Raw genomic sequence first — 19845 nt, 5'->3', positions numbered from 1 at the left:
CTCAGGCTCCTGTTTGCGAATGCTGCTGGGTGCGGTTGACGCGAGCGCGCAAGGCAATCGCGGCCAGGGTGCCGAGGGCGCCGACCGCGGCGATATAGCCGAAGTACAAGCGGTAGCCCAAGGCACCGGGGAAATGTTCGGTGAGATAGCCGTTGATCAGCGGGATAAAGGCGTCCGGCAGGTAGCCCACCACCGAGACGATGCCGATGGCCAGGCCGGTGATGCGCAAGGGGATCCGACAGGTATCGAGAATCGCCCAGTACAGTCCGCGAATGGCGTAGGTCATCAGGCCGATGAAGATCACGGTGGCGATCAACAAACCCAGGCTGCCCAGGGCCGGGAACAGGATCAGCCCGACGATGCCCAAGGTCGCCAGCAACAGCGCCACGATCAGCACCGAGATATTCGAGAAGCGGTCCCCCAGCCAGCCGCCACCGATGCCACCCAGCGGCCGCATCCACAGCTTGATGGTGGTGATGGTGCCGGCCATTACCGCGGTCATGCCGTTGCCCTGCAGGTAGTCGGAGAAGCTGTAGGTGGCCCAGAAGATGTGGTAGCCGCAGAACACGATGGCGGTCACCAGCCACAGCTCGGGGATCTTCACCAGGGTCGCCAGGTCGCTGAGCAGGTTGAAGCGCCCCTGCTCCACCGGCGCCGTGTCTTGCATGGACTTGGGGTCCTTGAGCAGCACCAGCACGCAGCCGATGGCGATGCAGGTAAAGGAGTACAGGTAGACCACATGCCGGAACCCCTCGGCCGTCGACTCGCCACGCGTCTCGGTGGCCAGGGCGAACAACCCCAGGGCCAGGGTCGCCAGCAAGGCTTCCACCAGGCCACGGCCGCCGTCGAGGATGCCAAAGAAACGCCCCTGCTCGTTGTGGCGGGCAATCATCTTCACCCGCTTGAGCACCGAGGCCCAGAAGGTCAGCCCGGTGGTCAGCCCCCAGCAGCCGAAGATGATCATCAGCGACGTCAGTGATGGCGCAGTGGAGTACCACAGGCCCAGGGCGCCGGTGGCCACCAGGGAGAAGAAAATCAGCAAGCGCGGAGCGATACGGTCCGCCAGCCAGCCGCTGGGCAGGTAACTGATCAGGAAGATAGTGCCGAGCATGGAGTACAGGTAACCCAGCTCGCTGTGGTTGATGTGCAACACCTCGAGCATGGTGGTCTGGTAGACCTGACGCAGGTAGAGGATCGGGTAGATCGCCCCGGCGGCCAGCACCAGCAGCATCAGTTGAAAGTAGCGACTGCGCTTGTCGCTGTTGTCCAGCGGCAATGCGGCAGAACCCGGGATAGCGGCCAGATCGGCGGCATTTTTTGACATGACGATGCCCTCGGGCGCCGGTATCCGGCGCCGCTCATTATTATTAGTGGGGCAGCGGCAAGCTTCGAGCTTCACGCGGAAAGAACGACTGCGCTGCTCTTGCTTGCAGCTTGCGGCTGATGACTGACGGCGGCCTTCAGAAAGGCATGACCACCAGGCGGGTCTGGGTGAACTCAAGCATGCCGTGCTTGCCGTCGTCGCCGCCCAGTCCCGAGCGCTTCCAGCCGGCGTGGTAGCCCTGGTAGGGGTCGGCCGGGGTCCGGTTGACGTACAGCTCGCCGGCCTGGATGGCCCCGGCGACTTTCATCGCGGTGCGGTAGTTTTCGGTGTAGAGCACCGAGGCCAGGCCGAACTGGTGGTCATTGGCCAAGGCCAGGGCCTCATCGATATCCCGGTACTTGAGCACCGGCAGCACCGGACCGAAGATTTCCTCCTGCACGATCTCCATGTCCTGGCGACAGCCGCTGAGCAGCGTCGGCGGATAGAAATGCCCTGGCCCCTCGGGCATCACGCCACCGGCTTCGAGCACCGCGCCCTGGGCGACCGCTCGCTGCACCAGGCCATGTATCGCAACCCGGGACGCCGCGCTGACCAGAGGCCCCATGCGGCTTGGGTCCTGGCGCCGGTCACCGAATTGCACGGCGGCGATTTTTGCCTTGAGCAGGGCCAGGAAGCGCTCATGCACGCTTTCATGGACATAGACCCGCTCCACCGCCGTGCACAACTGGCCGCAGTGGGTGGTCTTGGAGGCGATGATGGCGCTGGCTGCCTGCTCCAGGTCGGCGTCGGGCTCGATGATGGCCGGGGTCTTGCCCCCCAGTTCCAACGACGGCTTGGCAATATTGGCCTTGCAGTAGTCGAGCACGATACGCCCGGCATTGACGCTGCCGGTCAGGGTGATCATGCCCACTGCCGGGTGGGTACAGACCGTGGCGGCGGTGGCGTGGTCCATGGTCAGGATGTTCACTACACCCGGCGGCAGGCCCGCCTGCTGCACCGCCCGGGCGATTTCAAACGCCGACAGCGGCGTGTTGTTGCTCGGCCGCACCACCACCGTATTGCCGGCGATCAGCGCCGGCGCCACCTTGCGCAGCAAGGTGTAGACCGGGTAGTTGAACGGGATCAGGCAGGCCACGACGCCAATCGCCTCGCGGTGCAGAAACAGCTTTTCGTCGGGGCTGTCGCTGGGAATGATCTCGCCCTCGATGCGGCGCGCCCATTCAGCGTGATAACGAGTGATCTGCGCGGCATAGCGGGCTTCGTTGCTGGCGTCCGCCAGGCTTTTGCCCGATTCGGCCGCCAGCGCCTGGCCAATGGCGTCGGCACGCGACTCCAGGGCGTCGGCCAATGCGCGCAGGTAATCACCGCGCTGGATGCTGGTCAACGCTGCCCATTTTTTCTGTGCAGCGCAGGCGGCGCTCACCGCTCCACAGGCCTCTTCCTGAGTGGCGGCCGAGACATGCCCGACAAGGGTTTCGTCAGCCGGATCATAAACAGCAATCGATGCACCGCTGGCTGGTTTGATGAAGTCGCCATTAACAAAATTCTGTTCAAGTTGCATGAAAGTTGCCCCGTCGTTGGCAGAGAGGTGGCGCAGGTAGCCTGGAGACGATCCAGGCCCGGCGGTCAAAGGGTCTGGCGTAGTCGAGCGGGCACAGCACAGCGATCCACGGACATGGCGATGACGTGCGGGCAAGGCTGGAAGACGCGGACAAGGGGCAGCGACAGGCAATCGGCAAGGATCGGATATGGCATGGCTGAGCACTCGGGTTGTTGTTATGTGAGTGCTGGCAGTCTTGTCGTCCGGCGCGACAAGGACAAACGATTAATTGTGCGGACTAACATGCAAAAAACGCAGGTTATGACGCACTGATGATGGTGGTCTGAAGGACCTCTTCGCTGGCACGCCAGCTCCTACACAGGTTGCGCATGTGGGCTTTTGTAGGAGTCGGCTTGCCGACGAAGGCGGTCGCGCGGCCTCTAGCCCAGGGGTGTGGAGGCTGTGGAGGGCTCAAGCTGGCGCTGCGCCAGCCAGACTTCCTCTTGCAGCCACTGGCTGAATACCTGCAGCTGCGGCAACGGCGCCTGGGCCGGGCGCGTCACCAGCCAGTAGGACTGGTGCCCCTCCACATGCACGTTGTGCACCTGGGTCAACTGCCCCGCCGCCAGCTCCGCCGCCACCATGTGCCAGTCGGCAATGGTGATCCCCAGGCCCTCGGTGGCCGCGCGGATGGCCAGGTCCAGAAGGTCGAACTCATAGCCGCCCTGAGTATCGACCCCGGTGATCCGCGCGGCATCCAGCCAGTGCTTCCAGGTCAGGTAGCGCTGGTCCTCCCGGGCCAATACATGCAACAGGGTCATGCGCTTGAGATCGACGCCCTGCTCCGCCGATTCCCGGGCCAGCAGCGAAGGCGCGCAGACGGCGATGTGCCGCTCCTGGAACAGCAGCGAACTGTCCAGGCCATCCCACTCACCGTCACCAAAGCGGATCGCGCAATCCAGGGTCGCGGTTTCCGCCAGGCTGTCCTGCAAGCGCGTGGTCAGGCTCAGCTCCAGCTCCGGATGCTGCTCGCGCAAGCGCCCCAGGCGCGGCAGCAGCCAGCGACTGGCGAAGGTCGGCGGCGCATTGAGGTGCAAGCGATTGGTGTGGGATTTCTGTGCGATGCCGCGCAACGTCAACTCGATCTTGTCGAAGGACTGGTGCAGGGCCCGCAGCAGCACACGCCCGGCGCTGGTCAGCTCCAGGTGATGATGGCGGCGTTGCAGTAGGCTTTCCCCTAACTGCTCCTCCAATTGCCGGACCTGACGGCTGACCGCGCTCTGGGTGACGTTGAGCAATTCGGCGGCCCGGGTAAAACTGCCGGTGCTGCCGGCGACCTCGAAGGCTTTGAGCGCATTGAGCGCAGGCATCTTGCGTTTCACGACAGTCTCTCTGTGATGGCTGCAGGAAGCGCAGAGCATCGCATGCCATCGCAGGCGGAATCTATGGGACTAACATTCGTTTTAGTCATGCCTTGGCGATGAATAAATCGTTTGTCGAGCCAGGAGCAGATAGCAACACTGCAGGCACATTACAAAAACAACAACGAGTACTGCCCATGCCTCCTTTCCCGCTTGTCTCGATGATCGCCAAGGGCTGAAGCCCTAGCGTTCACCCCACTCTCAATTCTTTCACCCTTGGCTGCAGCCCTTGCCGCGGCCGGTTTCATCGCACCCGACAATAACAATCCGGGAGAAAACCCCATGCTTTACAAACGCTCTGGCCTACTGTGCAACTTCGCCCTGCTGGGCAGCCTCGCCACCCCCGCTCTGGCCGTGCAAGTCACCGACCACCTGGATCTGGGCGGCGCGGTTCGCGCGCGCTGGGACTACGACCCGGACCGGGATATCCAGACCTTCAACTTCGACACCGCGATCTTGAGTGCCAAGTACAGCTCCGACACCTGGATCGGCGCCGCCAAGTACCGCTTTTACGGCCGCGCCTACCCCTACCGCTACACCGACAAAGTGGGCGACATCGCTTTCGCCGAGAGCGCCTGGATTGGCTACCGGTTCAACCCCGAGCAGCAAGTGCAGGTCGGTCTGAACCAGATTCCCTTCGGCCTGCAACCCTATTTCGGCAGCACCTTCTTCGAAACCCTGGGCAACGTGGTGGGCCTGGAGGACATCGAGCAAATCGGTGCCAAGTACATCCAGCAGCACGGCGACTGGAACCTCCAGGCAGGCTACTACCTGCGCCCGGCCTGGCAGGGCAAGGGCACCAGCAACGGTCGCACCTATTCCAGCGTGGTGTCTTCGGCCGATAGCTACGTGGCCGACGGCAGTGACAACCGCGAACGCAACACCCTGGTGCTGCGGGTGGCGCGGGCCGTGCAACTGGGTGACTGGGCATCGGAAGTCGGCGTCTCGGGCCTGACCTCGACCCTGAAAAACAACGACACCCACAACGACGGCAGGCGCAATGCCTTGGCCGTCCACTACCGGGGTAAGAACGGCCCGTGGGGCGTGCAATTGCAGGCGGCGCGCCAGCAGATGTCGCCACGCAATCCGGGCACCGATGAGCTGATAACCCTGGGCGGCTACGACGGCACCTTCAACGTCGCCAGCCGCGGCAACCTGTATGTCGCCGACCTGAGTTACGACGTCGACGGCAAGTACCTGTTCGACCAGGTCAGCGGGGTCAAGCTGTACGCCAACTACAGCGCCTTCGACAAGTCGGCCAGCGCCTACAAAACGTCCCAGCGGATGATCCTCGGCAGCTCGTTCTCGCTGAGCAAGCTGTGGATCGCTACCGAATGGCTGTTCGGCAAGAACGATCCGTACATCGGCGGCAGCAGTTATGCCCAGAGCCTGGGAGCCGGTGGCAGCAACCAGTGGGAAAACCAGGTGTATGTGAATATCGGCTACTACTTCTGAATCCTTGCTGGCCCTTTCGCTGGCAAGCCAGCTCCTACAGTTGGCAGGAAAATATGAATCTCTCTGTAGGAGCCGGCTTGCCGGCGAAAGCGACCTCACGGACCTCTTGGCGGGCAAGCCAACCTCCGCAAAGGGCTCCTACAGGCTAAGATGGGCGCCCTAGATGAAGTGCCCTACAACAACAATAAACCTGCCCCGCCACTTCCAGCGCTCAGCCCGCCAGGCGCGGATCGCTACAGCCTGGCGTCAGGTGCGGAGTCTGCCCGCCATGCGTCAACTGCCCTCCCTGAACATGCTCCGGGTCTTCGAGGAAGTCGCCCACCACCGCAGTTTCAGCCAGGCCGCTGTGGTGCTCAACGTCACCCAGGGCGCAGTCAGCCGACAGATCAAGCAGCTCGAAGACTACCTCGGCGTGGCGCTGTTCAGCCGCTCCCCTCAAGGGTTGGCGCTGACTGAGGCCGGCGCGGCCCTGGCGCCGAACCTGGGCCAGGCCTTCGATCACATCGAGCGCGCCCTGCAAGCCCTGCGCGTCCCCAATCTGCGTCAACGCCTGCGCATCATCGCGCCGCCGACCTGGGCCACCCGCTGGCTGTCGGCGCACCTGCGGGACTTCTGCCAGCGCTACCCGGATATCAGCCTCAGCGTGACCCAGCACAACCATCACGACAGCCCGGCCGAAGTCGATTGCGAGATCCGTTTCGGCCTGCAGGCCGCCCCCCATTGCCAGAGCCAACTGCTAGTGATGGAGCGGCATATTGCCGTGGCCAGCCCGGAGCTGTTCAGCGCCGGCCAGGCGCCGGACCTCGGGCGCTTTCCGCTGTTGCACATCCTGCATGCCGGCAAGCGTTTGCAGGTCTGGGAGAACTGGCTGGCGGCCATGGGTCGCAACGACGTCGACGCCCGGGCAGGCCTGGAGTTCAGCACCTTGGACCAGGTGATCCACACGGCCCTGGCCGGTGGCGGGCTGGCGGTGATCGACCGGCAGATGATCGAGGGGGAACTGGCGGATGGACGCCTGCTGCCGATCACCTCGGTGGAGGTGATCGGCCCATATGGCTACTGGCTAGACGTGGCGAATGGCAAACAGGGGCTGTCCAAAGTGCAGCTGTTCACCCAATGGCTGGGGCGGGTGAGCAATCCCTGACGACGCGTGGTTTCTACGATGATGCGGGGCGATATCAGATCGGCGAGGCGACCTTCGGCAGGTCGTTTTTGCTGGAGCCAACAGCGCTGGCGCTGCACGCCTGACTCAAGGTCAGGGACTTGGTTTCTGGCGCCCAGGCCCAGGAAATCAGTGCTCCCAGGGCCAGGATCCCGGCGAGGATGCCCATGGTTGGGCTGAGGCCGATCCCGGCCACGCTCACCGGCAGCAGGAAGGTGCTGATGGCCGAGCCCAGGCGACTCACCGCGGTGGCCAGGCCAATGCCGCTGGCGCGCACTTCGGTGGGAAAACTCTCCGCGGGAAACACCCCCACCAGGTTGCTCACCGCCGACAGCACCAGGGTGAACACCCCGAACAGCAACACCATCAGCCACGCCGCGCTGCCCGGCAATACCGCCAGCAGCAACAGTGCCACCGCCAGGATAATGAAGGAGTTGATCAGGAACCCCCGGCGAGAAAACTTCACCGTGCACCAGATGCCAATCAGCGCACCAATGATCAGCAGCAGGTTGAGCATCAGTTCGGTGCCGAAGCCCTCGGCCAGGCCCATCTTCTGCAGGATCGACGGCAGGAAGGTGTAGATGGCGAAATACGGCATGACAATGCACACGAAGAACAGGCAGTTGAACGCGGTGCGCTTGCGGTATTCGGGGCTGAACAGCACAGCGTAGCCGGAGCGGCTCTGGCCGCTGGGTTGCTCGTCCAGCACCACGTTGGCTCCCAGGTGCTTGTGCACGATGGCCCGGGCCTCGGCAATGCGCCCGCGGTTGACCAGCCAGCGCGGCGATTCCGGGGTGCCGATGCGCGCCAGCAGGATCAGTCCGGCGGGAATCGCCGAGGACGCCAGCATCCAACGCCAGGCATCGTCGCCGAGGCTGAGCATGGCGGTGCCGACAAAGGTCGCGGCGACATAGCCGAAGGTCCAGATCACGCTGAACGAACCCAGCAGCACGCCACGCTGCTTCTTCGGCGCGAACTCGGCGAGCATCGCGTGGCCGACGCTGAAATCGCCGCCCAGGCCGATGCCGATCAGCACCCGGCAGGCAAACAGGCCCATGGCCGTCTCGGCATAGAACTGCATCACCGAGGCCAGGGTGATCAGCACGAAGCTGACCAGGAAGATCTTCTGCCGCCCCAGGTGATCGGAGATCCAGCCGAAGAACAGGCTGCCGATAAACAGCCCCATCAGCGCCGAAGCACCGATCAGGCCCTGCCAGAACGCATCCAGCTGCATCTGCGGACTCAGCAGGGTGAAAGCGATGCCGATCAGGCCGAGGATGTAGCCGTCGGTGAAGTGCGCGCCGAAGGTCAGGCCGGCAATTTTCAGGTGGAACCGGCCAATGGGCAGGTCATCGATCTTGACGGTTGCAGTGCTCATGTTCGTCTCCATTTATTGTTCTTGGATAAGAGATGAATCGAACCACGCAGGAGCCGGCTTGCTGGCGAAAGGCCCCTTGGACCTTGCGCCATTTCGCTGGCAAGCCAGCGCCTGCATCGGAGGGTGTGAGGGCTAGAGGCCGCCCATCAGCAGGTATTTGATCTCCAGGTAATCGTCCAGGCCGTACCTGGAACCTTCGCGGCCGAGGCCCGATTCCTTGATCCCGCCAAAGGGCGCCACTTCGGTGGAAATGATGCCTTCGTTGATGCCCACCATCCCTGCCTCCAGGCCCTCGGCCATGCGCCAGACCCGGCCGATGTCGCGACTGTAGAAGTAGGCCGACAAGCCATATGGCGTGTCGTTGGCCCGCTGCAGCACCTCGGCTTCGTCCTTGAAACGAAAGCAGGCCGCCACCGGGCCGAAGGTTTCTTCCTCGGTGATCCGCATCTGGTCGCTGGCCTCGGTAAGGATGGTCGGCTCGTAGAAGGTGCCGCCCAGGGCGTGGCGACGACCGCCGCAGAGCAGCCGAGCGCCCTTCTCCAGCGCATCGCCGACATGCGCCTCGACCTTGGCCAGGGCCGCCGCGTTGATCAGCGGGCCCTGCTCGGTATCGCCGTCCAGGGCACTGCCGACCCGCAGCGCGGCAACCGCCTCGGCCAGCCGGGTGGTGAACGCCTCATACACGCCATCCTGGATAAAGAAGCGGTTGACGCAGACGCAGGTCTGCCCGGTGTTGCGAAACTTCGAGGCCATGGCGCCCTTGACCGCGGCGTCCAGGTCGGCGTCGTCGAAGACAATGAACGGTGCGTTGCCCCCCAGTTCCAGAGAGACTTTTTTCAGGGTGTCGGCGGACTGACGCATCAGCAGCTTGCCGGTGCCGGTGGAGCCGGTGAACGACAGCTTGCGCACCACACTCGAAGCCTGCAGCGCCTGGCCAATGGCCTGGGCATCGCCAGACACGATGTTCAACACCCCGGCCGGGATACCCGCCTGCTCTGCCAGCACCCCGAGGGCAAAGGCCGATAGCGGGGTTTCTTCCGAGGGCTTGAGGATCATCGTGCAGCCGGCGGCCAGGGCCGGGCCGACCTTGCGCGTGACCATGGCCAGGGGGAAGTTCCACGGGGTGATCGCCGCGACCACACCGATGGCTTGCTTGGTCACGATGATTCGCGCGTCAGCCTTGTGGCTGGGGATCACATCACCGTAGGCACGCTTGGCCTCCTCAGCGAACCACTCCAGAAAGCTCGCGGCATAGACCACCTCGCCCATGGCTTCAGCCAGGGGCTTGCCCTGTTCGCGGCTGAGCAAGGTGGCCAGTTCGCGCTGCTGGCCGATCATCAGTTCGCTCCAGCGCTTGAGCCGCTGACTGCGCTCCTTGGCGGTGAGTGCGCGCCAGGCCGGCAGCGCGCGTTGGGCGGCGGCGATGGCCAGGCGGGTTTCCTCGGCGCCGGCCTTTTGCACCTGGGTGATCAGCTCGCCATTGGCCGGGTTGTACACCGGGTAGCTGGCGCCGCCACTGGACCAGTGGCCATCGATGAAATGGCCAGTACGGATCAATGCGCTCATGCCAGTGCCTCACTCAGGGAAAAGCGCTGCAGCCCCGGACGGGCCACGCGCAGGATACGTTTGCCGGCGGTGTAGTCGTTGATCACATCGCAGGGGGTGTAGTTGCGCTCCAGCTCGTGCAGCTCCTCGGCATCCAGGGTGGTCTCCAGGGCCGCCAGGGCACTATCGAACTGCGCGGTGGTGTCGGCGCCCACCAGCATGCAATCGACCCCGGGGTGCTTGAGCACCCAGGCCTGGGCCACCTGGGCGTTGGACAGACCGCGGGCGCGCGCCACGCGCTGTACCGAGCGGGCAATCTGCAACGAGGCCTCATCGCTGTACATCTGCTGGGTAAAAAAGTCCGTCTGGTTGCGGGTCGACTGCACGTCACCGGTAAGCAAGCCACGGGCCAGGGGGCTGAACACCGAGATGCCCAAGCCTTGGTCACGGCAGAATGGGATCATCTCGCGCTCTTCCTCGCGGTAGGCGCAGTTCAGTTGCAGCTGCATGTTGATCGGCTTGACCCAGCCATGGCGCTCGCAGGCCATGAGCAGCTTCGCCAGTTGCCCGGTGAGCATGGTGGAGACGCCGATGTAGCGGGCCTTGCCGGCACGGACGATGTCGTCCAGCGCCTGCATGGTTTCTTCCACTGGGGTGTTCACATCGAAGTAATGCAGCATGAACACATCGACGTAATCCATGCCCAGGCGCTTGAGCGAGGCATCGATGCTGTCGAGGATATGTTTGCGCGAATGACCGCTGGCATTGATCCCGCTGCGGGTGCCGTAGCCGACCTTGGTGGTGATCACCAGGTCCTCGCGGCGCGCCAGACGCTTGACGATGCGTCCCACCACCTCTTCACCGACGCCTGCGGAATAGAAGTCCGCCAGGTCGATGAAATTCACCCCGTGATCCAGGGCGTGAGCAACGATGGGCTCACTCTGTTTTTCATCGAAGATCCAGGGTTTCCAGTCCGGGGTGCCCATGTTCATGGTGCCCAGGCACAGGCGCGAGACTTGCAGGCCGGACTGGCCCAAACGAATGTATTGCATGCTGCGCTCCTCAGGCCTTGGGGGTGTAGAACGGGTTGCTGATCTGGTTCACCACGTCCGCCAGCTGGGCGCGCTCGGGCTTGCCGGTCAGGGCTGCGCGAATTGCCGTGCGGCAGGCGCGGTAGTTGTTCTGGTAGACCGCATCCAAGTCGTCGCAGTCCGGGTTGACCCAGTTGGCGGTGACGATTGCCCACTGGTTCTCGGCCTCGGCCGGCAAGGTGCCGTCCAGCAGCGCTTCGAGCACCGCCTTGGCGATCCCGGCCTGAGAGGCGCCCCAAGTGGCCTGGCCGTGCAGCTCACTGACAATGGCTGCCTTGTTCACGTACAGGGTCATGGGCTTGACCGGGATGTTCGGCTGGGCAATTACCATGAATGGGCAATGGCCCTGGCTCGGCGAAGCCAGGCTGCTGGCGAAGGCCTGCCCGGCAGGGCCGTTGCGCGGACCGATGAGGATATTGATATGGGCGGCATTGACGCCCGGGCCTTCAAAACCTTCACCAATGTAGAGGTCGAGTGGTTGCATGGATGCTTACTCTTTGAGGATGCAGGGAACAGGAACCGGATCAGCCAAGCTGAAACCGGACCGGGTGGAAAATGCAGGTAAAAGAGCGCAGCCAGAGATAGGTGCAGCGCGAACCGGGAAGCCCGGCAGGACGGGATGAAGTCATGGCCAAACGCTCTTTGTTGTTATGGATGAGCTGGTTTGGCGCTGTTGTATCACCGGATTTTCAGGCAGCCGTAACCATTAAAAGTCATGTGGCCATGAGCTTTAGTCATACCCCTGGTGAAGGGCGCTCCGCGGCGGACCAAGCGCCCGGCGACCTGCTCGCTCCCCCTACGCCAGCGTCACCCTGGACCTGCTGCCAGTCACGGGACCGGAACTGCCCGCCGGCGTCAAAGCCCTGTTGAGTTACCCATCGATCGGTTACCAGAGATCCCCCCAGGTCCTCGATCAGGTCCTTGCTGTGCCTTGAAAACATGCCGGACGTGGTAAATTCGCCCATCGGCCATCAGCGCCGCATGTTCAGAGACCCAGCCATGAACCAAGCGTTGTACCAGGGCGGCTGCCTGTGCGGGCAGATTCGCTTCGAGGCCCGAGGGCCTGCCGCCAATCCCCATACCTGCTCGTGCAAACTGTGCCAGCGCCACAGTGGCGCGCTGACGCTGGCGTGGGTCGAATTCCCCCGGGAACGGGTGACCTGGACCGGCCCTGGCGGCGCACCGGCGACCTTCAGGTCGTCGGACTATTCGAGCCGGGCCTTTTGCCGGGAATGCGGCAGCACGCTGGGGGCTGTCGATGACGAGCCGACCCTTGCCCTGCTGCTGGGCTGCTTCGATGACAACCGCGACCCAGCCCTGATGCCGGCCAGCCATTCGTTCAGCGACCGCTGGCCCGAGGGCTGGCAGCCCGCGCCGACAACGCAGGATAAAGGCGGACAGCATGAGTGAAGCACCTTCGCACTGCAGCTCCCCCCTCGCCTCGAACGTCTGGACCTGGTACGGCCAGGACGAATACCGAAGGATCATCCTGTTGGGCGAACTGGGCATGGCCCTGGAGTTTCTCGCCCTGGACGCCAAGCGACAACGGATGGAGGTCGGTTGCTGTGCCGAGTGCAATCTGTGGTCTGGCTATCTGGATTATCTCGCTGGTTTTGTGAAGCATTTTCCGCTGTATCTGGCGCCGCATTTGCTGTCGCGCTTGCAAGCACTGTTAAGCGGCTGTGAAGCACTGTGCCGGGAGGCCTATGGAATGACCCTGGAAGACAATGGCTTCGAACACCCGCAATGGCGACCGCTGCGAGAAGGCGCCGGCGAGGCACTGGAGATATTGGGTTGGCCGCAGGTACGGGAGCATATGCCGGAGCTGACCGAAGAATGCCGTGTGGCCTTGAAGAAATGGCCGGATTGACCGGCCCTGTCGACAAAGGCAACAGGACCTTGCCTGGCGATTTCCCGACGGACCTCTGGCGGCGTTCAGCTCGCCGCGTCTCCTGCGGAGCCGATCGCAGCCTGCGGCAGCGGCTACAGGACGCTGGGCAGGACCGGCTGGGAGAGGTCATTCGACGCATGCCGATAAGGCGGGGTGCGGGGCAAGGCGCGTTTGTGGGCCGTTCGCAGGTAGGCACGTTCGATCAGGTGGCGCACTGCGTCGGTGACGGGCTCGCCCATCAGGTAGCCATCGATTTCTTCGTAGCTGCAACCATAAGCCGTTTCATCCAGCTTGCCCGGGGCCAGTTCTTCCAGGTCCGCGGTGGGCGCCTTGTGCACCAGTTGGCCAGGAGCGCCAAGGGCGTCGGCCAGCAGGCGTACCTGGGTCTTGGTCAGACCCGACAGCGGGGCCAGGTCGCAGGCGCCGTCACCGTACTTGGTGAAGAAGCCCATCAGCGCCTCGGCGCCGTGGTCGGTGCCCACCACCAGGCCGTTGCTGAAGTTGGCCACGGCGTACTGCGCGATCATCCGCGCTCGGGCCTTGACGTTGCCCTTGGCAAAATCGCTGAGGGCCGCCGAGGGTTGCAAGCCGTCGATCTGTAGCTGATTCATCATTCCATCGACGCTGTCGGCAATGTTGCAAGTACTGACGCTGTCCGGGCGAATGAAGTCCAGGGACGCCTGGGCATCGCTTTCATCCGCCTGGCTTTTGTAGGGCAGGCGCATGGCGATAAATCGCGCCTCCTGCCCTGCCCCGCGCAGTTGCTCCACCGCCAGCTGGCACAGGCGGCCGGCCGTCAGGGAGTCGACTCCGCCACTGATGCCCAACACCAGGGTCGTGCAGCCGGACTCGCGCAGCACTTGCTGAATGAAGTCCACGCGCCGGGCGATTTCTAGGGCCTCGCCACCACGCACCAGTTGCCGGTCGATGCCCAGTTCCCGGGCGATGCGTTCTTGGGTTTGGTTGCTCATGTCAGGCCTCCAGGGGCGAGTTGGCAAGATCAACGTTGAACACCTGAGCCGCATAGCGCAGGAACGACGGGTCTTCACAAACGTTCTTGATCGGGTCGTCGGAGAACTTCACCACCGGTTCACCATGCACCCGCACCAGTTTCATCACGATGCTCAGTGGCTCCACGCCTTCGACGTCGCAGGCCAGGCTGGTACCCATGCCAAACCCGAACCTGGCCTGGCCACGCACGTGGCGCAGGATCGGCAGGCATTTCTCGAAGTTCAGGCCATCGGAGAACATCAGGTCCTTGGTCCGTGGATCGATGCCCAGTTCGCGGTAGCGGGCCAGGACCTTGTCGGCCCAGAGGATCGGGTCCCCGGAATCCTGGCGCAGGCCGTCGTAGAGCTTGGCGAAGTACAGGTCGAAGTCCTTGAGGAAAAAGTCGGTGCTGATGCAGTCGGTCAGGGCGATGCCGAGGCGTCCGCGATACTCGTGCACCCAATTCTCCAGGGCGGCGTTCTGGCTCTCCCGCAACCGCCCCAGTTGCTGGTGCACCATCAACCACTGGTGGGCCATGGTGCCGATCAGCGGCAGGTCGAACTCGTAGGCCAAGTGCGCATTGCTGGTGCCGACAAAGACCCCAGGGAAATCACTGCGCATGATCTTCACCACTTCGCGCTGGGCCTTGAACGACAGGCGCCGGCGGGTGGAGAAATCCGAAACGCGGAACTCGGCAAGCTCGTCGCGGCTGGCGTTTTTCTCCAGCCATTCGAACTTCTGGTAGAGCCGGCGAGTGACATCCTCAAGCTCCACCTCGGGGTACTTATCGCGGTTGCGCAACTCGCTGACCATGGCCAGCACCGGCTGCTCGAACATGATGCAGTGCAGCATCGGACCACGGACGCGGATGCTCAGTTGGCCGTCGACCGCCGCCACGTGGATGTAGCGCAGGTTGAAGCGGAACAGGCCGAGGAACTGTTCGAAGTCCGGGGTCAGGTACTCACGAAAACGCTTGTTGAACAAAAAGCGCTGCTCGCCTTCGCGCATCTGCAGGCCGGCGAGCTTTTCCAGTTCCTGGCGGATCTCGGGGATCAGGTGCACCAGGGACTCTTTGGAGCGGACGATGAACTGGTATTCCACATCGACATTGGGGTGCTGGTGCAGCACCGCCTGCATCATGGTGAAGGTGTAGTAGTCGGTGTCCAGCAGGCTCTGAATCACGCCGTTGTTACGGTCGAATGCACTTTCCATGATGACTCCTCAGGCCTTGGCCAGTCTGGCGGTTGCTTCGCGGGTCGCGGCAACCGCGATGCCCGCTCGTTGCATGTCGTCGATCGCCTGGGTAGCACCCTCGGCGCTGATGGCGCGACAGGCCGGCAGGTGAATGATCACCTTGAAGCCGGCCGCGGCCAGTTGCAGGGCGGTGGTCTTGACGCAGAAATCCAGGGCCAGGCCGCCGACGATGACTTGTTGCACGCCCTGGCTGTTGAGGTACTCGATGACCCCGGTGGAGAGCTTGCCGTGCAGGTCGTGATAGCAGGCGCCATAGGGGTGCAGGTCCGGCTCCACGCCCTTCCACACGAAGTAGTCGTAGTCGTAAGGCGTGGGCAACTCGTCCAGCAGGGTGAAGCCTGCGGTGCCCGGTACGCAGTGGCTGACCCAGGTCAGGTCGGCGTGTTCCAGGCCGGTGGGCTGGAGCATCTGTGCGTGCTCGGCCACCACCCAGGGAGCCTGAGGGCTGTGGGCGTCCTTGCTGCCGATACGCAGGCTGGCCAGGGTCGCCATGAAATTCAGCTCGCCGCCGATGCGATCGCCTTCGGCCACGGGCAACTCGTTCGGGCACAGCGGGGTAAAGCTCTTTTGTGCATCGACATCGAAGGAAGCGGTCTTCATCGTTTGGCTGTTCATGCTGGGTCTCTCCTCTGCATGGAGCACAAAGTACATGTCATGTACTTTCATGACAAGCCCCTATGGATTTTATTTTTATCAATCGATCTTCAATCAATCTGCAATAACAAGGTGCACAAGGAGGTTCTCCGCCGACAAAAGCGATGCTAAGGTACACGTCATGTACCAATCAAGGAAAAGCAGATGTTTGAACTGGCCCTCTATGGCGGCGCCTTCAACCCGCCCCACGCCGGACACGCCCAGGTGATGCTCGAAGCCGCTCGCCACGCCCGCCGGGTACTGGTAGTCCCGAGCTTTCGCCACCCGGATGGCAAGCGCATGGCCGATTTCGAGCAACGGGCCAACTGGTTGCAGGCGATCACCACGCACTTGCAGCCCGAGTGCCAGGCCGAGTTGGCGGTCAGCCGCCTGGAGCGGCAGCTGGCCCTGGCCGATCCGGGTCCGGTCTACAGCTTCACTCTGCTGCAACGCCTGGCCGACGACCTGGCCCTGGACGGCAAGCGCATCGCCCTGGTGGTGGGTGAAGACGTGGCGCGACAGTTGCCCAGGTTCCATCGCGGCGAAGAATTGCTGCAACGCTTTTCCATCCTCTGCATCGAGGAACAGCCCGGGGTCCGCAGCAGCGTATTGCGCCAGTGCCTGGCCCGCGGCGAAACACCGCCCAGCCAATGGCTGGCACCGGGCATGAATCCGCTAAACTACGGCCTCTACGCCGTCCACGGAAGTTGATATGCACGATCGCACCACCCTCCCCAGCGCCTACCTGCACACCATCGACCTGTGCCTGCTGCGCTACAACCGCGAGCGCTGCGAGCTGGAAATTCTCCTTCACCAACGGGACAGCGAGCCATTCGCCGGACACTGGGCACTGCCGGGCATCGTGGTCAACGGCGATGTCGAGGACCGCAGCCTGAATGACGCGGTGGAACGCCTGCGACGTTCAAGCAAAGTGGACATGCCCCTGGCCTGGCTGGAACAGGTGGGCACCGTCGGCGACGCCTTCCGCGACCCGCGCTGCTGGTCGTCCTCGACCTTCTACCTGGGGATCGTCAGCGACCCGGTGCAGCCCGGCCCGCAGCAGGGTTTCTTTGCCCTTGGCGAGGTGGCCAGCGGCGCCTTCAAACTGCCTTTCGACCACAACAACCTGGTAGCCCAGACACGGGAGCGGCTGTTTTCCAAATCCCTGTACAGCAGCCTGCCGCTGATGTTTCTCGGCCAGGAATTCAGCGCCCCCGAGGCGGTGAGCATCTTCTCCCTGGTGCTGCAGCGGCCAGTGCTCAAGACCAGCATCCGCCAGCGCCTGCTGAAGATGAGCGAGGCCGGTTACCTGCAGGAAACCGGGCGCAAGAAAAGCGGCGATGGCGGCCGCCCTCAGGCCACAGTGGAAAGCCTCAAACCCACCGAGTTGTACCTGTTCGATCGTTGTTTTCTGGAGTAATGCCGCCCATGAGTTCCGTCACCGAAAGCCAGTGCCTGCTGCAAACCCCGTACTTCAAGGTGGTCCGCGAAAACGGCTACTTCATCATCAAGGAAGCCCAGGCGGTGAACGGCGTGGTCGCCGTACCGACCCTGGCCGATGGCCGGCTGATGCTGGTGGACCTCAAGCGCCGGGCCATTGGCGGCCAGTCCATCGAGTTTCCCCGGGGCGCCATCGATGCCGGGGAAAGCGCCTGTGACGCCGCAGCCCGGGAACTGCTGGAAGAGACTGGCTGGCAGGCATCGCAGGTCCGCCAACTGGGCTTGCTGCACAGCAACACTTCGCTGATCGCCAGCGCGGTGGCGGTGTGTCAGGTCGAGATCGCCGACCAGCAGAGCGCCGCCACCGATGGCGAGGTGGACCATGTACTGTGGGTCAGCCGCCAGGAGTTGCTGGCGATGATCGCCGCCGGCCAGATCACCGACGGTCACACCCTGTCGGCAGCAATGATGTTGCTGGCCGCCGAGTCGGCCTGACGCCCCCACTTCTCCAGGGCGAAGTCGACAAAGCTGCGCAGCTTGGGCAGACGATAGCGGTCCTGGGCATACAGCAGGTGCATCGTCCGAAACGGCAACTGATAATCCTGCAGCACCGGCACCAGCCGGCCCTGCTGCAGGTCCTCCTCCACCAGCGCATCGGGCATCATCACCAGCCCCAGCCCACCCCGCGCCGCCCGGTGCAACCCGGACGAGGTGTTGGTCAGCAACGAGCCGGACACCGGAATCAGCACATCCCCCTCGGGCCCGCGCAACGGCCATTGGGTGGCGGTGGAGCTCCACTCGTCACCGGCCGGGTAGGCAAATGCCAGGCAGTTGTGCTGCTGCAGATCTTCTGGAACCTGCGGGGTGCCGCAACGCTCCAGGTACTCCGGAGCGGCGCAGATGGTCAGGGTGTAATCCTGCAGCGGCCGGGCAATCAGCGCTGAGTTGTCCAGGTTGCCCAGGCGCACGGCCACATCGAAGGCGCCGTCGCTCAAGTCGAAACGCTGATTGGCCAGGGTCAGTTCCACCTTGACCTGCGGACAGCGCTCCCGGAACTCGCTCAGGGCCGGAGCCAGGCGCTCGGTGCCGAAGGTCAGCGGCGCGGTGATGCGCAAGGTGCCGGAGGGCTCGCCTTGAGCCTGCTCCGCCAGGCGCTCGGAGTCCGCTACCAGGCCCAGTACCGCCAGACAACGCTGGTAGTACTCGGTGCCGAATTCGGTAAGGCGCTGGCGTCGCGTCGTGCGGTTGAGCAGGCGCACCCCAAGGCGCTGCTCCAGGGCCCGCAAGTGATTGCCCACCATGGTGGTGGACATTGCGCATTCCCGGGCGGCGGCCGTCATGTTTCCCGCCTCCACCACCTTGACGTACACCGACATTGCCTGGAACAGATCCATTATCAACCCTGACTTCAAGATGATTAAAGAAATGGCGAGTTTATCTAGCCTGAATGGCTAACGATACTGGCAGCACACCCCCTGAGATGGAGTCGCCCGCCATGACCGCCGCCTGCCTGATGAGCACCTACCAGCCCCTCGCCCTGAGCTTCTGCAAGGGCCTGGGCAGCCGCCTCTGGGACCAGACCGGGCGTGAGTACCTGGACGCCATCGCCGGAGTCGCGGTGACCGGTATCGGCCACTCTCATCCACGCCTGGTCAGCGCCATCCGCGAACAGGCCGGCCTGCTGCTGCACAGTTCCAACCTCTATGACATCCACTGGCAGCAGCAACTGGCCGCCAAACTGACCCAGCTGAGTGGCATGGAGCGGGTGTTCTTCAACAATTCCGGGGCCGAAGCCAATGAAACCGCCCTCAAGCTGGCGCGCCTGCACGCCTGGCACAAAGGCATCGAGCAGCCCCTGGTGGTGGTCATGGAAAACGCCTTTCATGGCCGGACCCTGGCCACCCTGGCCGCCAGCGACGGCCCGGCAGTGCGCCTGGGCTACGGCCAGTTGCCGGACGGTTTTCTCAAGGTGCCGTTCGGCGATCTGGCCGCCCTGGAATCGGTCGTTGCCAAGCACGGTCCGCGCATCAGCGCGGTGCTGATGGAGCCGATCCAGGGTGAAAGCGGCATCCAGCTGGCTGCGCCCGGCTACCTCAAGGCCGTGCGTGAGCTGTGCACCCGGCGCAACTGGCTGCTGATGCTCGACGAGATCCAGAGCGGTATCGGCCGCACGGGGCGCTGGTTCGCCTGTCAGCACGAAGGCGTGGTACCAGACGTGATGACCCTGGCCAAGGGCCTGGGCAATGGCATTCCCATCGGTGCCTGCCTGGCCCGGGGCAAGGCCGCCGAACTGTTCACACCAGGCAGCCATGGCAGTACCTTCGGCGGCAATCCCCTGGCCTGCCGGGCGGCCTGCACCGTGCTGGACATCATCGAGGAACAGCAGTTGCTGACTAACGCCGAGCAACGCGGCGCCCAGTTGCTAGGTCGGTTGCGGGAGGAACTGGCGGGACATCCGGCGGTACGGGAGATTCGCGGGCTGGGGCTGATGGTGGGTATCGAGCTGGTGCAGCCGGCCCAGCAGTTGGTGCAGATCGCCGCCCGTGATCATGGCCTGCTGATCAATGTCACCCGGGGCACGACCATCCGCCTGCTGCCCCCCTTGGTGATCGATGCCGCAGAAGTGGAGATGATCGTCGACGGGCTGCGCCAAACCCTCGAGGCGCTGTCATCGCGCCAGGGCTGACGCGATGACGCTGGGCAAGTTCCGGGGCGCGCAGC

The 19845-nt window shown here is 63.7% G+C and carries 19 protein-coding genes; 8 read left to right on the top strand and 11 right to left on the bottom strand.

The genetic code is table 11. The features are described 5' to 3' along the window. Window position 1 precedes the first annotated feature (1 nt). The 3 genes from WIN67_RS12880 to WIN67_RS12870 form a co-directional block, all read right to left on the bottom strand. On the bottom strand, window positions 2-1324 hold the full coding sequence (locus WIN67_RS12880) for an MFS transporter (protein ID WP_179601097.1): 1323 nt from the start codon (window positions 1322-1324) through the stop codon (window positions 2-4). Window positions 1325-1460: 136 nt separating this feature from the next. Beyond that, window positions 1461-2885 carry an aldehyde dehydrogenase gene (gene aldA, locus WIN67_RS12875; RefSeq protein ID WP_267269861.1) on the bottom strand — a complete coding sequence of 475 codons (1425 nt, stop codon included), beginning with the start codon at window positions 2883-2885 and terminating at the stop codon, window positions 1461-1463. Window positions 2886-3304: 419 nt separating this feature from the next. Continuing rightward, window positions 3305-4246 carry a LysR substrate-binding domain-containing protein gene (locus tag WIN67_RS12870; protein ID WP_236186867.1) on the bottom strand — a complete coding sequence of 314 codons (942 nt, stop codon included), beginning with the start codon at window positions 4244-4246 and terminating at the stop codon, window positions 3305-3307. A gap of 321 nt (window positions 4247-4567) precedes the next feature. Between WIN67_RS12870 and WIN67_RS12865 the strand changes: the two genes are divergently transcribed. Both WIN67_RS12865 and WIN67_RS12860 read left to right on the top strand, forming a co-directional pair. Next, window positions 4568-5740 (top strand): hypothetical protein, encoded by a 1173-nt coding sequence (locus WIN67_RS12865; protein WP_306392812.1) that lies wholly within the window; start codon window positions 4568-4570, stop codon window positions 5738-5740. A gap of 268 nt (window positions 5741-6008) precedes the next feature. Then, complete coding sequence (locus tag WIN67_RS12860) at window positions 6009-6884, top strand: LysR substrate-binding domain-containing protein (RefSeq protein WP_273923964.1); 876 nt, start codon at window positions 6009-6011, stop codon at window positions 6882-6884. Window positions 6885-6918: 34 nt separating this feature from the next. Here WIN67_RS12860 and WIN67_RS12855 read toward each other — a convergent pair whose 3' ends face one another. From WIN67_RS12855 to fae, 4 genes are all read right to left on the bottom strand, one after another. Beyond that, entirely contained in the window at window positions 6919-8280 is a 1362-nt protein-coding gene (locus tag WIN67_RS12855; protein WP_306383113.1) for an MFS transporter, read from the bottom strand. 132 nt (window positions 8281-8412) lie between these two features. After that, on the bottom strand, window positions 8413-9846 hold the full coding sequence (locus WIN67_RS12850) for an NAD-dependent succinate-semialdehyde dehydrogenase (protein ID WP_339071401.1): 1434 nt from the start codon (window positions 9844-9846) through the stop codon (window positions 8413-8415). Further along, window positions 9843-10877: an aldo/keto reductase gene (locus WIN67_RS12845; protein WP_306383111.1), complete on the bottom strand. Its 1035-nt coding sequence runs from the start codon at window positions 10875-10877 to the stop codon at window positions 9843-9845. Before WIN67_RS12845 ends, WIN67_RS12850 begins: the two co-directional genes overlap by 4 nt. Before the next feature lie 10 nt (window positions 10878-10887). Beyond that, window positions 10888-11400 carry a formaldehyde-activating enzyme gene (gene fae, locus WIN67_RS12840; RefSeq protein WP_267269854.1) on the bottom strand — a complete coding sequence of 171 codons (513 nt, stop codon included), beginning with the start codon at window positions 11398-11400 and terminating at the stop codon, window positions 10888-10890. Between the two features lie 515 nt (window positions 11401-11915). Here fae and WIN67_RS12835 point away from each other — a divergent pair. Together WIN67_RS12835 and WIN67_RS12830 are read left to right on the top strand one after the other, a co-directional pair. Then, window positions 11916-12326 carry a GFA family protein gene (locus WIN67_RS12835; RefSeq protein ID WP_267269853.1) on the top strand — a complete coding sequence of 137 codons (411 nt, stop codon included), beginning with the start codon at window positions 11916-11918 and terminating at the stop codon, window positions 12324-12326. After that, a complete protein-coding gene (locus WIN67_RS12830; RefSeq protein ID WP_339071400.1) occupies window positions 12319-12786 on the top strand; it encodes a hypothetical protein in 468 nt (155 codons plus the stop codon). The genes WIN67_RS12835 and WIN67_RS12830 overlap by 8 nt, the downstream gene beginning before the upstream one ends. A gap of 113 nt (window positions 12787-12899) precedes the next feature. Here the strand turns inward: WIN67_RS12830 and nadE are convergent, their stop codons facing one another. Genes nadE through WIN67_RS12815 form a run of 3 tightly spaced genes read right to left on the bottom strand, consistent with a single transcriptional unit; the run spans window position 12900 to window position 15666 of the window. Next, window positions 12900-13778 carry an ammonia-dependent NAD(+) synthetase gene (gene nadE, locus WIN67_RS12825; RefSeq protein WP_339071399.1) on the bottom strand — a complete coding sequence of 293 codons (879 nt, stop codon included), beginning with the start codon at window positions 13776-13778 and terminating at the stop codon, window positions 12900-12902. A gap of 1 nt (window position 13779) precedes the next feature. Further along, window positions 13780-15009: a nicotinate phosphoribosyltransferase gene (gene pncB / locus WIN67_RS12820; RefSeq protein WP_339071398.1), complete on the bottom strand. Its 1230-nt coding sequence runs from the start codon at window positions 15007-15009 to the stop codon at window positions 13780-13782. Between the two features lie 9 nt (window positions 15010-15018). Beyond that, entirely contained in the window at window positions 15019-15666 is a 648-nt protein-coding gene (locus WIN67_RS12815; RefSeq protein WP_110595813.1) for an isochorismatase family protein, read from the bottom strand. Window positions 15667-15849: 183 nt separating this feature from the next. On the opposite strand from WIN67_RS12815, the gene WIN67_RS12810 reads away from it, so the two are divergent. Genes WIN67_RS12810 through WIN67_RS12800 form a run of 3 tightly spaced genes read left to right on the top strand, consistent with a single transcriptional unit; the run spans window position 15850 to window position 17619 of the window. Beyond that, complete coding sequence (locus WIN67_RS12810; RefSeq protein ID WP_102879874.1) at window positions 15850-16395, top strand: adenylyltransferase/cytidyltransferase family protein; 546 nt, start codon at window positions 15850-15852, stop codon at window positions 16393-16395. A gap of 1 nt (window position 16396) precedes the next feature. Further along, window positions 16397-17104, top strand: coding sequence for an NUDIX hydrolase (locus WIN67_RS12805; RefSeq protein WP_123393192.1), 708 nt, complete (start codon window positions 16397-16399; stop codon window positions 17102-17104). An 8-nt stretch (window positions 17105-17112) separates the two neighbouring features. Then, window positions 17113-17619 carry an NUDIX hydrolase gene (locus WIN67_RS12800; protein ID WP_102879876.1) on the top strand — a complete coding sequence of 169 codons (507 nt, stop codon included), beginning with the start codon at window positions 17113-17115 and terminating at the stop codon, window positions 17617-17619. On the opposite strand, the gene WIN67_RS12795 is transcribed toward WIN67_RS12800, so the two are convergent. Beyond that, window positions 17571-18518, bottom strand: a complete 948-nt coding sequence (locus WIN67_RS12795) for a LysR family transcriptional regulator (RefSeq protein ID WP_102864313.1) — start codon at window positions 18516-18518, stop codon at window positions 17571-17573. The two genes, WIN67_RS12800 and WIN67_RS12795, sit on opposite strands and share 49 nt — an antisense overlap. A gap of 101 nt (window positions 18519-18619) precedes the next feature. Here WIN67_RS12795 and WIN67_RS12790 point away from each other — a divergent pair, with 101 nt between their 5' ends. After that, on the top strand, window positions 18620-19810 hold the full coding sequence (locus tag WIN67_RS12790; protein ID WP_213666144.1) for an aspartate aminotransferase family protein: 1191 nt from the start codon (window positions 18620-18622) through the stop codon (window positions 19808-19810). Window positions 19811-19845: the final 35 nt, after the last annotated feature.

The sequence above is a fragment of the Pseudomonas idahonensis genome (assembly GCF_037903935.1).
Taxonomy (GTDB): Bacteria; Pseudomonadota; Gammaproteobacteria; order Pseudomonadales; family Pseudomonadaceae; genus Aquipseudomonas; species Aquipseudomonas danubii.
Note: the sequence above shows the minus strand (reverse complement) of the source record. Positions and strands in the feature narration are given on the sequence as shown.